11 protein-coding genes are annotated in these 14,040 nt (G+C 69.3%); 7 read left to right on the top strand and 4 right to left on the bottom strand.

The features are described from left to right. Positions 1-28 precede the first annotated feature (28 nt). The gene (locus tag A6745_RS13550; RefSeq protein WP_066127887.1) at positions 29-427 is read right to left on the bottom strand and encodes a TssQ family T6SS-associated lipoprotein; all 399 of its coding nucleotides are present in this window, start codon (positions 425-427) and stop codon (positions 29-31) included. 254 nt (positions 428-681) lie between these two features. On the opposite strand from A6745_RS13550, the gene tssJ reads away from it, so the two are divergent. The 7 genes from tssJ (at position 682) to A6745_RS13520 (ending at position 10,275) form a co-directional block, all read left to right on the top strand. Further along, positions 682-1,236, top strand: coding sequence for a type VI secretion system lipoprotein TssJ (gene tssJ, locus A6745_RS13545; RefSeq protein ID WP_066127886.1), 555 nt, complete (start codon positions 682-684; stop codon positions 1,234-1,236). 90 nt (positions 1,237-1,326) lie between these two features. Then, positions 1,327-2,661, top strand: a complete 1,335-nt coding sequence (gene tssK, locus A6745_RS13540) for a type VI secretion system baseplate subunit TssK (protein ID WP_066127885.1) — start codon at positions 1,327-1,329, stop codon at positions 2,659-2,661. Positions 2,662-2,678: 17 nt separating this feature from the next. Then, on the top strand, positions 2,679-2,999 hold the full coding sequence (locus tag A6745_RS29360; protein WP_231886023.1) for a DotU family type IV/VI secretion system protein: 321 nt from the start codon (positions 2,679-2,681) through the stop codon (positions 2,997-2,999). Further along, on the top strand, positions 2,930-3,964 hold the full coding sequence (locus A6745_RS13535) for a DotU family type VI secretion system protein (RefSeq protein ID WP_231886022.1): 1,035 nt from the start codon (positions 2,930-2,932) through the stop codon (positions 3,962-3,964). Before A6745_RS29360 ends, A6745_RS13535 begins: the two co-directional genes overlap by 70 nt. Then, positions 3,961-7,569: a type VI secretion system membrane subunit TssM gene (tssM, locus tag A6745_RS13530; RefSeq protein WP_066127883.1), complete on the top strand. Its 3,609-nt coding sequence runs from the start codon at positions 3,961-3,963 to the stop codon at positions 7,567-7,569. The genes A6745_RS13535 and tssM overlap by 4 nt, the downstream gene beginning before the upstream one ends. Continuing rightward, positions 7,566-8,324 (top strand): type VI secretion system-associated protein TagF, encoded by a 759-nt coding sequence (gene tagF / locus A6745_RS13525; protein ID WP_156513411.1) that lies wholly within the window; start codon positions 7,566-7,568, stop codon positions 8,322-8,324. Before tssM ends, tagF begins: the two co-directional genes overlap by 4 nt. A gap of 22 nt (positions 8,325-8,346) precedes the next feature. Further along, entirely contained in the window at positions 8,347-10,275 is a 1,929-nt protein-coding gene (locus tag A6745_RS13520) for a hypothetical protein (RefSeq protein WP_066127878.1), read from the top strand. A gap of 149 nt (positions 10,276-10,424) precedes the next feature. Here A6745_RS13520 and A6745_RS13515 read toward each other — a convergent pair whose 3' ends face one another. The 3 genes from A6745_RS13515 to A6745_RS13505 form a co-directional block, all read right to left on the bottom strand. Then, a complete protein-coding gene (locus A6745_RS13515) occupies positions 10,425-11,288 on the bottom strand; it encodes a Kiwa anti-phage protein KwaB-like domain-containing protein (RefSeq protein ID WP_066127876.1) in 864 nt (287 codons plus the stop codon). Further along, positions 11,285-11,824, bottom strand: a complete 540-nt coding sequence (locus A6745_RS29050) for a hypothetical protein (RefSeq protein ID WP_066127872.1) — start codon at positions 11,822-11,824, stop codon at positions 11,285-11,287. Before A6745_RS29050 ends, A6745_RS13515 begins: the two co-directional genes overlap by 4 nt. A gap of 115 nt (positions 11,825-11,939) precedes the next feature. Continuing rightward, on the bottom strand, positions 11,940-14,027 hold the full coding sequence (locus A6745_RS13505) for a methyl-accepting chemotaxis protein (RefSeq protein ID WP_066127870.1): 2,088 nt from the start codon (positions 14,025-14,027) through the stop codon (positions 11,940-11,942). Between the last annotated feature and the right edge of the window lie 13 nt (positions 14,028-14,040).

Genomic DNA, 14,040 nt, shown 5'->3' with positions numbered 1-14,040 from the left:
CGCAGGACGCCGCCTGGATGGCCCTGTCTCAGCCGTTCTGCGATCCCTTCGCCTGGCGGAACACCGGCCCCCACTGGGGATGGCCCGCCTCGCTGGGGGCCAGCGTGAAGCTGGGGTCGATGGCCAGAATGCGGCGGAAGCCGTCCTCGCACAACTGGCGGTAGTCCGTCAGGCAGTAGCTGAAAGATTGCAGCTTCAGCGCCTCGATGCGCACTTCGGAGGTGGACTGGTGCAGGACGTCGGAGGTCGCCACCTGGCGGATGACGTCGCCATAGCGGCCGGCGTTGTACGAGTCGCGCACTTGCTGCAACTGGTCGCGCGCCTCTTGTGTGAGGACGACCGGCGCGGGCGCGGGCTGATTATTGGCGGCACATCCCGCCAGCAGTATCACGGCGGCCAGCAGGCCGGAACGCACTTGCATTCTCATAGTGAGGAGTCGTGAGCGAACAGTGAGAGAAACCCGCGCGGCTCGGCCAGGATGGCCGGTTACAGACGCGGACTTGCAGCGATGATAGCGGCGAGTCGCCCTGGAAATGATTCGGGTGGTAAGCCAAATATTTCCAATCGAGAAGCAGATTCACCACTCCGTAACAGGCGTAACTAACTACATTTCGTCATAAAAAAGCCGTATGCCTGCCTTGAATATACCGGCTTTCGTAACCACGGGAAGCGGGTGGCGCTATGGCGACGCGAGAATCATTTATCCGGCAGGCACTGCGTATTTTGCGGCTGGCGCCCCTGGTCATACTGATGGCGGCGGCGGTGGGGTGCTCTTCCACCGCCAGCAAGCGGGCGGTGCCCTATGCCATCGAACTGTATGCCGACCCGCGCGTGAACCTGGATGCGAATGGGCGGCCCTCGCCCATACAGGTAACGGTATTCGAGCTGCGATCGCCCAGCGAATTCGAGGCGCGCGACTATTTCACGCTGCAGGGCGACCCGCAGGCCGCGCTGGGCAAGACGCTGCTCGAAAGCGACCAGGTCATCCTGCAGCCCGGGGAGACCAGGAAGGTGACGCACGCAGGCAGCGTCGAGGCGCGTGTGGTCGGTATCGTGGCCGGTTACCGCGACCTGGAAAACAGCCGATGGCGCCTGACCGTGCCGTTGCCCGAGGCGCAGAACACGAATATCTACAAGTTCTGGCAGTTTTCGCCCAACGAGGAAACCGTCCGGGTCTCGGTCGACGGCAAGGGCCTGAAATTCGTCGACCGGGAGAGTTCCTGGTGGCCTTTCTGACGCAGGCCCGCGGTCTCGGGCCGCGTTGCGCATCATCCCGCCGATCTGGGCCGAGCCGGCCTAGTTTTTCGTCAATCACATAAATCGAATATGGCACTGGACAACAAAGTCGTCTGGTCGGAGGGCATGTTCCTGCGGCCGCAGCATTTCCAGCAATTCGAGCGGCACCTGGAGGCGCTGCTGCGCCGGCGCACGCAGGCGTTGCAGGGCTTTTTCTGGGGCTTCTCGGCCCTGGAGATCGACCGCGACGCGCTGGCGCTGGGCAAGGTCGCGCTGGCGCAGGCCGCAGGCATCCTGCCGGATGGCACGCCGTTCGAATTCGAGCGCGTCCAGGATGCGCCCGCCGCGCTGGACGTCCACCCCGACGCGCGCGACGTGCGCGTGATGCTGGCGCTGCCGCGCCGCCGCCCGGGCGCCTGCGAGGTCATCTACGAAGAGGGCCAGGACACCCTGGCGCGCTTCGAGGTGCATGAGGGCGAGATCGAGGATTCCGGCGCCGTCGGCATGGAGGCCGCCCTGGTGCAGATGGGCCGCCTGAGGCTGCGGCTGATGCTGGAGACCGACCTGGGCGACGAGTGGATCGGCGTGGGCGTGGCCCGCGTGATCGAGCGCCGCGCCTACAACCGCGTGCTGCTGGACGACCGCTACATCCCGCCCTGGCTCGAGGCCGCGCTGCAACCTGCGCTTCGCACCTTCACCAGCGAACTCCATGGCCTGCTGGAAGCGCGCAGCGAAGTGCTGGCGCAGCGTCTGACGCAGCCGGGCCGCGGCGGCGTCTCCGAAGTGGCCGACTTCATGCTGCTGGAGACCGTCAATCGTTACGTGGGCGCCCTGTGGCACGCGCGCCAGGTGCCGAACATGCACCCCGAACGCCTGTTCCACGACTGGCTGATGCTGGCCAGCGACCTGGCCACCTACACCAGCGCGCAGCGCCGGCCCGAGGTGCTGCCGGCCTACGAACACGATGATCTGCAGGCCACGTTCGAGCCGTTGATGGCCGAGCTGCGCCGTTCGCTGTCCGCCGTGCTGGAACAGCATGCCATCCAGATCCCGCTGCACGATCGCGGCCAGGGCGTGCGCACCGCGCAGGTCTCCGATGCCGAGCTGCTGCGCACCGCCGGCTTCGTGCTGGCCGTGCACGCCGACATGCCGGCCGAGACCGTGCGCTCGCGCTTCCCGGCCCAGGTCAAGATCGGTCCGGTCGACCGTATCCGCGACCTGGTCCACCTGCAACTGCCGGGCGTCACCGTCCGGGCCTTGCCGGTGGCGCCGCGGCAGATTCCGTACAGCGCGGGATACGTGTACTTCGAGCTCGACAAGAGCGGCGACTTCTGGAAGCAGCTCGAACGCACCGGTGCGATGGCCTTGCACCTGGCGGGCGAGTTCCCCGGCCTGGCCATGGAATTCTGGGCGGTCCGAGACTAAGGCAGGAGATTCCACGCATGCATGCATCCGATCCTCCCTTTCCCGGCCTGCTGGACGACGGCGCCGCGCCTGGCGGCGCGGCCAGCCGGCTGCGTCCGCACGAATACGTCATCAGCGGATCGAATCCGCTGGTGGCGGCGGCCAATCCTCTGCTGGACCTGATTCCGCAGATCCGCGCGACCAGTTCGCATCCATCGCCCGCGATGCTGCGCGAGCACCTGGTCGACGAGGTGCGCCAGTTCGAACTGCGCGCGCGCAGCAGGCCGGCATCCCGAACGAAACCATCCTGGGCGCGCGTTACTGCCTGTGCACGGCGCTGGACGAAGCCGCCGCGCTGACGCCCTGGGGCGGCGGCGGCGTGTGGTCCGCGCACAGCCTGCTGGTCACGTTCCACAACGAGACCTGGGGCGGCGAGAAATTCTTCCAGCTGCTGGCCAAGCTGTCGCAGAATCCGGGCCATCATCTGGATCTGCTCGAACTGCTCTACTACTGCCTGCTGCTGGGCTTCGAGGGCCGGTACCGTGTGGTGGACAATGGCCGCACGCAGCTGGAAACGCTGCGCCAGCGGCTCTTGCGCATCCTGCGCAGCGCACGCGGCGAGTACGCGCGCGCGCTGTCGCCGCATTGGCGTGACGCGCCGGCGCAGGAGGCGCTGCGCCGCCTGCCGGTGCCGCTGTGGGTGTTCGGCGCGCTGGCCGCGGTGCTGGCGCTGATGGTGTTCTGGGGCCTGAACTGGAGCCTGGGCGGCCGTTCGGACGTGGTGTTCGCCGCGATCGGGCAGTTGAAACCGCCCACCATGCAGATCGCGCCGCCGGCCGTGCGCCGCCCGGCGCCGTCGCCGCGCCTGGCCGTGTTCCTCGAACCCGAGATCCGCGAGCAACTGGTGGCCGTGCGCGACGAGGTCGACCGCAGCGTCATCGTGCTGCGCGGCGACGGCCTGTTCGAATCGGGCGCGGCCGTGGTGCGCGACCGCTACGTGCCCGTGCTGTCGCGCGTGGCCGACGCGTTGCGCCAGACCCAGGGCAACATCCTGGTCCGTGGCTACAGCGACAACGTGCCCATCCGCACCGCGCGCTATCCGTCGAACTGGCACCTGTCGCAGGCGCGGGCCGACGTGGTCAAGGACATCCTGGAGGAACGCCTGGGCCAGACAGGACGCGTGCGTGCCGAGGGCCGCGGCGATGCCGACCCCATCGCGCCCAACGATACGCCGGCCGGCCGTTCGGCCAACCGCCGCGTGGAGATCACGCTGATGGTGCCGCCCGTGTCGCCCGAAGCAACGCCGGAAGGAGCCCGACAATGATGTATCGCATCTTCGGCTGGCTTTTCAGCCGTGGCTTGTGGAATTTCTTCGGCATCGTGGCGCTGGCGCTGCTGGTGTGGATCGCCGGCCCGCTGCTGGCCATCGGCGCGCAGCGTCCGCTGGAAAGCGAGACGGTCCGCATCATCGTCATCGTCATCCTGTTCTCGATCTGGCTGCTGCGCCTGGTGTGGCGCAAGTGGCGCGAAGGCAGGCTGAACGCACAGCTGCTCGGCCAGTTGCGCCGCCCCAAGAAGAAGGACGAGACCGAGGCCGAGGCCCCGCAATCCGATATCCGCGAGCTGGAAAGCCGCTTCGACGAGGCCGTCGAACTGCTGCGCAAGACCCGTTTCGATGGCCAGAAGCGCCGCTTCTCGTTCGATCGCTACTCGCGCCAGTACCTGTACCAGTTGCCCTGGTACGTGATCATCGGCGCGCCGGGCTCGGGCAAGACCACGGCGCTGGTCAACTCCGGCCTGAACTTCCCGCTGGCCGACCGTTTCGGCAAGGCCGCGCTGCGCGGCGTGGGCGGGACCCGCAACTGCGACTGGTGGTTCACCGACGACGCGGTGCTGCTGGACACGGCGGGCCGCTACACCACGCACGAAAGCGATCCCACCGGCGACGAGGAAGAGTGGAAGGGCTTCCTGGGCCTGCTGTCGCGCTTCCGCGGTCGCCAGCCCATCAACGGCGCGATGCTGACCGTCAGTATCGAAGACCTGCTGGCCGCCTCCGAGGCCGAGCGCGCCCAGCACGCCGCCGTGCTGCGCCGCCGCCTGCAGGAGCTGCGCGAGCAACTGGGCATCAACTTCCCGGTGTACGTGCTGGTCACCAAGGTCGACCTGCTGCAAGGCTTCGAGCAATACTTCGCCTCGTTCAGCCGCGAGGACCTGGAACAGGTGTGGGGCTTCACGCTGCCCTACGCCCGCAGCCAGGAGCAGGATTTCGACCTGTACGAGGCCTTCCATGCCGAGTACCGCCTGCTGCAGCGCCGCCTGGACGACGCGTTGCCGGAGGTGCTGGCCGCCGAGACGGAGGAATCGCGCCGCGCGCTGGCCTATCTGCTGCCGCAGCAGTTCGCGGGCCTGCAATCGGTGCTGGGCCACTTCCTGAGCGACGTGTTCGCCACCTCGCGTTTCGAGGCGCGCCTGATGCCGCGCGGGGTGTATTTCACCAGCGGCACGCAGGGCGGCGAGACCTTCGATCAGGTCACGGGCCACCTGAAGCGCTATCTGCGCATCGAGGGCGGACTGGCGGCCCCCACGCCGGACGCCGAAGAGGGCCGCAGCTTCTTCCTGAAGGACCTGCTGCAGAACGTGATCTTCCGCGAGGCCGGCCTGGCCGGCCGCAACCTGCGCTGGGAGCGCCGCTACCGCCGCCTGCACTGGGCGGGCTACGCGGCCATCGCGATTGCCTTCATCGGCCTGACGGCGGGGTGGCTGATCAGCTATGGCAACAACTCGCGCTACCTGGACGAGGTCGACCGCCGCGTGCCCACGGTGGAGAAGCTGGGCCGCGAGATCAAGATCACCAAGGCCGGCGACGTGCTGGGGCTGATGCCGTTCCTGGACAGCCTCTGGTATCTGCCGCGCCACGCCAACTTCGAGATCGATTCGCCGCCCTGGAGCTACCGCTTCGGGCTGTACCAGGGCGAGAAGATGAACTCGGCGGTGCAAGGCGTGTACCGCGACGCGCTGGACACGGTGCTGCTGCCGCAGGTGGCGCGCCGCATCGAGGCCGCGCTGCGCTCGGCCAAGGCGGACGACCTGGAGTACAGCTACGAGTCGCTGCGCGCCTACCTGATGCTGTACGAGGCCGACCACTACGACGCCGAGTTCATGCACGCCTGGCTGCTGTCCGACATGCAGAACACGCTGCCCGAGGGCTACACGCGCCGCCAGTACGACCTGCTGTCCCTGCATCTGCGCAACCTGGTGCAGGGCCGCGTGCTGGCCTCGCCGTTCCCGCGCGACGAGGAACTGGTCAAGCAGGCGCGCGAGAAGCTGGCGCGCTACACGCTGGCGCAGCGCGCCTACAGCCGCCTGCGCCGCATGCTGGCCGGCGGCGAGAGCGCGCCCGACACCACGGCGGTGACGCTGGGCGGCCCGCAGGCCAACGCGGTGTTCGCCCGCAAGAGCGGCAAGCCGCTGAACCAGGGCATCCCGTCGCTGTTTACCTATCGTGGTTACTGGGAAGTGTTCAACCCGCGCGTGACGCGCGTGGCGGAACTGCTGCGCCGCGACGATGCCTGGGTGCTGGACATCCCGCCGCCGGGCCTGCTGGACCAGGCCTCGCAACAGCAACTGATCGTCGACATCAAGCGCCTGTACCTGAACGACTACGTGGCGCAGTGGGACGGTTATCTGAACGATCTGACGCTGGCGCCGCGCGCGTCGCTGATGCAGAGCATCCAGGTGGCCCGCACGCTGTCCGCGCCGGATTCACCGCTGGTGCAACTGGTGAACAGCGTGGCGCGCGAGACCACGCTGCTGCGCGACACCAACAACGAGCGCACGCTGGCCGACGCGGCGCGCGAACGGGTCAGCAGCACGCGCGATGCGCTGGAGCAGATGTTCGGCCCCACGGGGCCCAACGCGGCCACGCGCGCCGACGCCACCGAAGGCAAGCTGGAACGCATCGTGGACGAGCACTTCGAGCCGTGGCGCCGCCTGGCGCGCAGCGAAGGGCAGGGACAGCAGGCGCCCATCGCGGCCACGACCAGCCTGTTGAACGAGCTGTACACCTACCTGACCGCCGCCGACGCCGCCCTGCGCAGCGCCAGCCCGGCGCCCGCCTCCGACGTGGTCACCAAGATGCGCGCCGAGGCCGGTCGCATGCCCGGCCCGCTGCGTGGCGTGCTGGACGACCTGTCGACGGGCGCGTCCAACGCGGTCTCCGGCGTGACGCGCGAGCGCCTGGGCGAGAACTCGTACGCGACCATCGGCCTGTTCTGCCGTCAGGCCATCGCGGGCCGCTATCCCTTTTCGCCGAATTCGGACAAGGACGTGGCGCCCAACGACATGGCGCGCCTGTTCGCGCCCAACGGCATGATGGACGAGTTCTTCCAGAAGAACCTGATCAGCGAGATCGACGTGTCCGGTTCGCGCTGGCGCTTCAAGCCGGGCATCGACGGCACGCCGGGCAAGAACTCGGCGCTGCTGGACTCGTTCCAGCGCGGCGCGGCCATCCGCGACGCGTATTTCATGGCGGGCAGTCCCACGCCGTCCTACCGGGTCTCGATCCGTCCGATCGAGATGGATCCCGCCATTACTCAATTCCTGATGGATATCGACGGACAGACCGTGCGCTACGCCCATGGCCCGCAAGTGGCCACCACGGTGCAGTGGCCCGGCCCGCGCGGCACCAATCAGGTCCGTATCGAACTGGCGCCGCAGGTCGGCACCGCGGGGCTGGTCAGCAGCGGCCCCTGGGCGCTGAACCGGATGCTGGACAAGGCAACCCTGCAGCGCGGCCCTTCACAGGAGATCACCATGGCCACTTTCAACATCGGAGGGCGCAAGATCGTCCTGGAAATCCGCGCCGGCAGCGTGAAGAGCCCGTTCCATCTTCCCGAGATGCAGGGGTTCTCGTGCCCCGGACGCTCGTGACGGGGGGCCGGACCATGCGCAGCAACGCAGAAAACGGAGACAGCGTAGGCTGGTACGGCAAGATGCCGGCGGCGGGCGATTTCGTGCATCGGCGCCTGCCGCGTGGCCTGATCGCGTGGTGGGACAAATGGCTGCAATACGGCCTGGCGGCCCTGCGCAACAGCATCGACGACGGCGCCGAGCGCGCCTACCTGACCGCGCCCATCTGGAACTTCGCGATCCCGGCGGGACCGGGCGCCGGCGGGGTGCTGCTGGGCAGCATCGCGCCCAGCCGCGATCGCGTGGGCCGCGCATATCCGCTGTGCGCAATGTACACCGTGCCCGCGGATTCGTTTCAGCGCGATCATCTCGCGCAGTCCGGTGATTTCTACCGTCAACTGGGCAGCGGCCTGATGAGCGCTACGCGCAACGGCTGCAGTCCCGATCATCTTGACCGCACCCTGCTGGGCGTGGAGATTCCCGCCCGCTTGCCCGATGCGGCACCCGTCAACGCCGCCTCGTCGGCCGCCAGCGACATCCTGGACATCCTGAACGCCGGCGTGCCCCCGGCCGCCTCGGCGGCGCCCGCGCAGGATACGCGCGCGCTGGCCGCCTGGCCCGATCTGCCTGCCTGCTTCAACCCCAGCTCGCACACCAGCTACTGGTGGACCAACCAAGCCGATGGCGCGGCCCTGCAGACCTACGTGCATGGCGGCGCCTTGAATGCCACGTTGTTCCTGCGGCTGTTCTCGTCGCCATCGACGTGGCGCCTGTGAGGTCACTCTGCCCGGAGCCCTTATGAATCAATATCAAGCCGGCGCCCCTGGGCGCGAACTCGATGCGGCGCCCGGCGCGCCGCAGCCCCTGAGCAGCCTGCCCGAGTTCACGCACGGCGGCACGCCGACCGAGCGCATAGGCCGCGTGCTGGCCGACCTGATCGCCGAACTGTCGCCGCTGCATGCCGGCTGGCGCGTGCACGGCGGCATCGCGCTGGGCACGGTGGGCGTGGATCGCGATGGCCGAGCCCATCTGCTGACCGGCCCCGCCTCGCCGACGGCCAATGCGGAATCCGCGGCGCGCGCGCCGGGTTACGCCGCGTTCGAGCAGTACACCGACGATCCGCAGAATCCCTGCGGTCCCTGGACCGATGTGTACGCGCTGTGCGCGCTGGGCTACGCGCTGGCCACCGGCGAGCCGCCGCCGCCGGCCTTGCAGCGTTGCGTGCGGGATGACTACGTGCCGCTGGCGCAGCGCATGCAGGACCCCGCCTCGGCCGGTTTCGCGCAGGCGATCGATGCCGGCCTGGCCTTGGATCATCGCGTCCGGCCGGGTACGCTGGATCAACTGCTGCAACGCCTGGGCGCGCGGGCGACGCCGGTCGCGGCCATTGCGCCGCTGCCCACCGCAGTCGCGGCGCCGGCGGCCGCGCCCGTTGCGCCGCCGCCGATGGCCGCGCCGATCGCTCCCGCGGCGCCGGCGCCTGCCGTGCCCGCCGCGTCGCCTTTCGCCCCTGCCGCCGAACCGGCGCCTGCGGTTCCGACGCCGGTTGCCGCGCCGCCGCTGGCCGAGCGCATTGCGCCCGCGCCGGCTCCAGCGCCGGCTGCTCCCTCGCCAGCCCCTGTCGTGCCCGCCCCCGCGCCGCGCGCCATGCCGGACCCGTTCCCGGAGCCGATTCCCGAGCCGTTCCCCGAACCCATCCCGGAACCCATTCCCGAACCCGCGCCCGTGCCGGTCCCGCCCGTCGCCGCCGAATCAGCGGCGCGCCGTGGACAGGCCGGCGAAGCGCGCGGCGCGTCGGACCTTGCGCCGTCCGAGCCGGGGCGGCAGGCCGCGAAACCGCCGGCTCGCGTGTCGTGGGTCATGGTGCTGGTGGTGCTGGTCGTCATCGGTTGCGCCGTGTTCTTCTGGATGCGCATGCAGGGCGGCGAAGCCCCGCTGACGGCGGGCAGCGCAGGCACTTCGTCCACGCCGACGCAGACGGGCAATGCGCCGCTTTCGCTGACCGACGGCACGCCGCCGCCGCCGCGTGCGCCGCAGCCGTCCGCGCCGTCGTCTTCCGGTAACGCGCCTGTGCCGGCCGGTGCGCCTGGCGCCGCCGCGCCGTCGGCCGGCACCCCGCCGCCCACGGGGGGCGCGCCCACCGATCCGTACGCCAGCAACGGTTCCAGCCTGGCTCAGGGCAACGGCCAGGTTCCGCCGCCGTCCTCGACCGCGGCGCCGGGTACGGCGGCCGGCGTGCCGCCGATGACGGCGCAGCCTGGCACGCCCGGCAACGGCGCCAGCGCGGGCGTGACGCCGGGCGCCGCCCAGCCGCCCACGCCGGGCGCGTCCGTGGCCGATGGCGCGCTGTCGTCGCCCAATGCCGCCACGCCTCAGCCGGGCGCGGCAGGCGGTGTGCCGGGCACGGTGCAGCCCACCACCGGCACGGCCACGGGCAGCGCGACCGATCCCGTGGGCGCGGCCACGGCGACGACGGATGCCCTGGCCGCCGCGGCGGCCGATACACCGCCCAAGCCGGCCACGGGCACCGTCAATCTGAACATCTCGCCGTGGGGCGAAGTGCTGGTGGATGGCCGATCGCGGGGCGTCAGCCCGCCGCTGCGTTCGCTGACGCTGCCGGCCGGCAAGCACACCATCACGGTGCGCAACCCGGCGTCGTCGGACTATCAGGTATCGATCGACCTGAGCGAAGGCCGCAGCGCCTCGGTGTCGCACAAGTTCGAGTGATGGCGGCGTGGCGGACGCCCCGCGCCTGCGCCGTGTCCCACCTAGACAGGGAAAAGGCCTTCGGGCCTTTTTTCAATGGAGGGTATGGCGCTTGCCGCGGCGAGCCGGGCCGAGCGGGCCGGCTCGCCGCGATGTCGCAGGCGAACGCTTCAATCCGCCACGCGCTTGGAATTCGACACGTAGCGCGTGCGGCTGATGGGCGACGTGTAGTAGTCCTCGTCCAGGAAGTGCAGCAGGCGGCGCAATGCCGTCCTGTTCCCGGGCAGCACGATGCGCTCTTGCGCATCCACGTCCAGCGGCAGGTCGAACTCCTGCGCCGCCGCCGCGATCTGCCTCGTGCTGTACTTGTCCAGCAGCCCCGATTGCAGGATCAACGCGATCTTCTTGCGCACCAGCGCGCCGGCCCCTGCCAGGAAGGCATCGGCATCCTCCACCGCGATCTTGGCGTGCGTGGCGAAGCGCTGCACGTCCTCGTTGGTGGCTTCGTTGTACTGCTCGCTGAGGTCGAACACCTGCCGCAGGAAATGGAAGCTCTGGAAGCGCAGCGTGCCGCCATCCAGCACGGCCAGCAGCTTGGTGTCCAGGGTCAGCCCGGCCTGCTCCATCTTGCGGAACGTATTGCCGGAATAGAAGATGGCCAGTCCACGGCTGGCGATCAGCCTGCGCCGCTCGAAACGCTGGATCAGCACGCGCTCGGCGCCGCGTTCGCCCTGCCCGGTGAACAGCGCGCGCACGCTGTCCAGCCCGTGCTGGCCGGGATCGTAGGCTTCCACCGACACCGGGTTGGCGACGGCGTCGCGCAGCGCCCCGGCCTCGTGGAAGCCCTCGATGGCCAGCAGTTCCCCTTCGTCCGGCGTATAGCGGCCATCGAAGGCAATGGTGTCGACGATGCCGGCTTCGAAGGCTTCCAGTTGCTCGGCGAACAGATCCTGGATCTCCTTTTGCAGGGCGGCCGTCAGCACCAGGCGCACGATGCGCGATCCGGGCAGGGAGGTCAGGGCGAAAAGGCTCATGCTGAGATTCCGGTCGGTCGGCGGGCTTCGAGGACACCGTACTCGCCGATCTGCACGACGTGGCCGATGGACTTGAGGTGGGTGATCTTGCGGCGGGTGATCAGCAGGTAGGTGATGCCGCCCTGCGCCTCGGCCTCGTAGAAATGGAAACCCAGCAGGCCCAGCACGGGATTGACCTGCAGCGTGTGCGTGCTCCACAGCACGAACACCAGCAGCAGCATGGCGAACAGCCAGCCGTCCAGGCTGGGCGCGGAAACCGGGTTGCGGAAAATCAGCGGCAGGGCATAGGCGATGAAGAAGGCCAGCACCTCTTTGTCGGCGCTCTTGGCCTTGACGATGGCGATGGGCAGCGGTTCCAGCCGCTTGCCGGCCTGTACGATGATGGTCCATGCCAGCCCGCCCAGCGCCAGGCAGCCCGCAAGCGCCAGCGCGGCCCACAGGAATTGCTGCTGCCGCGCGTACAGATACGCCAGGGGAATGGACAGCGGCGCGACGGCGGTCAGCGCCAGCAGGATGCGGACGAGCCTACCCAGCATGGTCTGGATGATCGTGAAATGGCGGGACGGGAGGCCCCGTCGATGCGGCCCATGCTACTACGCCGCCGCTGCGTTGTCGCGCCGCCCCGTCCTGCCAGCCGGGGCGGCGACGCGCTCAGGCCAGCCTCAGGTGCCGCGGCAGGTCCGCCGCCGCAACCGCAGGGACGTCGTGCACCGGGCGCTGCGCCGGGACGGCCTGCGGCTCGTCGTCGGCCAGCCGGAACACCGCCACGGCGTTGGCCAGGTGTTGCGCCTGTTCCTCCAGCGAACTCGCCGCGGCAGCCGCCTGTTCGACCAGCGCGGCGTTGCGCTGAGTCACTTCGTCCATCTGGGAAACGGCCTGGTTCACCTCGCCGATGCCGCGCGACTGCTCGTCGGACGCGGTGGCGATGCCGCCGACCAGCGTGGCCAGTTGCCCGACCGAATCGACGATTTCCTGCATGGTGGCGCGCGCCGACTGGACCTGCCGGGCGCCCGCGTCGACCTTGCCGGTGGATTCCTCGATGAGCCCCTTGATCTCACGGGCAGCGTCGGCGCTGCGCCGCGCCAGGCCGCGCACTTCCCCGGCCACCACGGCGAAGCCCTTGCCTTGTTCGCCCGCCCGCGCCGCCTCGACGGCGGCATTGAGCGCCAGCAGATTGGTCTGGAAGGCGATGCTGTCGATGAGCGAGACGATTTCCGAGATCTTGCGCGAGCTGTGCGAGATGCCCTCCATGGTGTCGACCACGGTCGACACGGCCTGGCCGCCGCGCTGGGCGGCGTCCGACGCGGCCACCGACAATGTGCTGGCATTCTGCGCGGATTCGGCATTTTGCTTGACCGCCGCCGACAGTTCGTCCATCGAGGCCGCGGTTTCTTCGAGCGAGGCGGCCTGCATCTCCGTGCGCGAACTCAGGTCCTGGTTGCCCGCCGCGATCTCGCGCGATCCGACCTGGATTTCCTCGACGCTGCCGCGCACCGTGAAGACGATGCGCGCCAGGCTGGACTGCATGCGCGCCAGCGCGGCATACAGGATGTGCACCTCGTTGCGAGACTGCTTGGGCACCTCGGGCAGCCGGGTGGTGAGGTCGCCGTCTCCGAGGCGCTGCATGCCCGCGATCATGCCGCCGATAGGCCGCAGCGCGGCCGTGGCCAGCCAGCCGATCAGCGCGGCGATGAGTATGGCGCCGGCCAGCAGCAGGCCGGCCTGGATGGCCAGTTGCCGATGGCTGGCGGCCAGGAAGTCCGCGCGCGGGCCCATGGCCACCATCATCCAGTCCCAGTTCTTGATCGCCTTCCAGGCGGCCAGGTCGACTGCCGAGCCTTCGCCCGTCTGCACCTGCTCGAATCCTTCCGGATCGGCGAACAGGCTGTTCAATCGCGCGGCCTCGGCGGCCGGCAGGATGCTCTCCAGGCGCTGGCCGGGCTTGACGTCCGCGCCGGCCACATAAGTCCAGCCGCCGTCGGCGGTGTGCTGCATGATGGCCAGCTTGCCGTGTCCGGCGACGCGCGTGGTTTCGGTCCATTGCAGCAATTGCTTCACGTCGGCGTCCACGTCCACCCGCATGCTCAGTCCGCCGTAGACCGTGCCCGTCTTGTCGCGCAGCGGCTGCAAGCTGATGGCGTACCAGCGGTCGTTGCGCTTGACCAGGCCGCTGTAGGCCTCGCCCCGGTTCAGTATCTTCGCCAGCACGTCATTGGCGTCGAGCACGGACCCGTGGCGCGCCTTGCCGGCGGCGTCCTTCAGCAACGTCGCCGCCCGCACCCACCGGTCTCCCGCTCGCACCAGGATCGCCGCATCGGCGCCCGAAGCGTCATGCAGGTGTTGCAGCACGGACGCATCGCCGTTCACCACGCGTCCGCCCGCCACCAGTCGGGGCACCAAGCCGGCGTCGCCCATGTCCACCTGCCCGCCGTCGGGCACCGGTTCTCCGCCCAGCGCACGCACGAGCCCCGGCAGCAGCGCGCGGCCGCGCTGGCTTGCCGCGTTGAACATCAACTGCAGCGATTCGTCGGTCGCGTCCAGGGCCGTGGCCATCTCCCGCTGCACGCTGGCGATGGCGTTGCGCTGGTTCTGCAAGGCGATCAGGCCGATCACCACGCCGATCACCAATGTGGTGATCGCCAGCGCGGCCATCACGATACGCCGGGACATGGACTGCCGGTTCAGCCAGGTGTTGCGGACGGGGGCGGCGTCACGCTTGGAGGTGGAGGTTGCATTCATGAGGAGTCCAGTG

The sequence above is a fragment of the Bordetella ansorpii genome (assembly GCF_900078705.1).
GTDB lineage: Bacteria > Pseudomonadota > Gammaproteobacteria > Burkholderiales > Burkholderiaceae_B > Bordetella > Bordetella ansorpii_A.
Note: the sequence above shows the minus strand (reverse complement) of the source record. Positions and strands in the feature narration are given on the sequence as shown.

Coding starts and splice junctions, on each gene's coding strand:
- A6745_RS29050 (WP_066127872.1), bottom strand. CDS start 11,824: ATGCTGGGTAGGCTCGTCCGCATCCTGCTGGCGCTGACCGCCGTCGCG.
- A6745_RS13505 (WP_066127870.1), bottom strand. CDS start 14,027: ATGAATGCAACCTCCACCTCCAAGCGTGACGCCGCCCCCGTCCGCAAC.
- tssM (WP_066127883.1), top strand. CDS start 3,961: ATGATGTATCGCATCTTCGGCTGGCTTTTCAGCCGTGGCTTGTGGAAT.
- tssK (WP_066127885.1), top strand. CDS start 1,327: ATGGCACTGGACAACAAAGTCGTCTGGTCGGAGGGCATGTTCCTGCGG.
- A6745_RS13550 (WP_066127887.1), bottom strand. CDS start 427: ATGAGAATGCAAGTGCGTTCCGGCCTGCTGGCCGCCGTGATACTGCTG.
- A6745_RS29360 (WP_231886023.1), top strand. CDS start 2,679: ATGCATGCATCCGATCCTCCCTTTCCCGGCCTGCTGGACGACGGCGCC.
- A6745_RS13520 (WP_066127878.1), top strand. CDS start 8,347: ATGAATCAATATCAAGCCGGCGCCCCTGGGCGCGAACTCGATGCGGCG.
- tssJ (WP_066127886.1), top strand. CDS start 682: ATGGCGACGCGAGAATCATTTATCCGGCAGGCACTGCGTATTTTGCGG.
- A6745_RS13515 (WP_066127876.1), bottom strand. CDS start 11,288: ATGAGCCTTTTCGCCCTGACCTCCCTGCCCGGATCGCGCATCGTGCGC.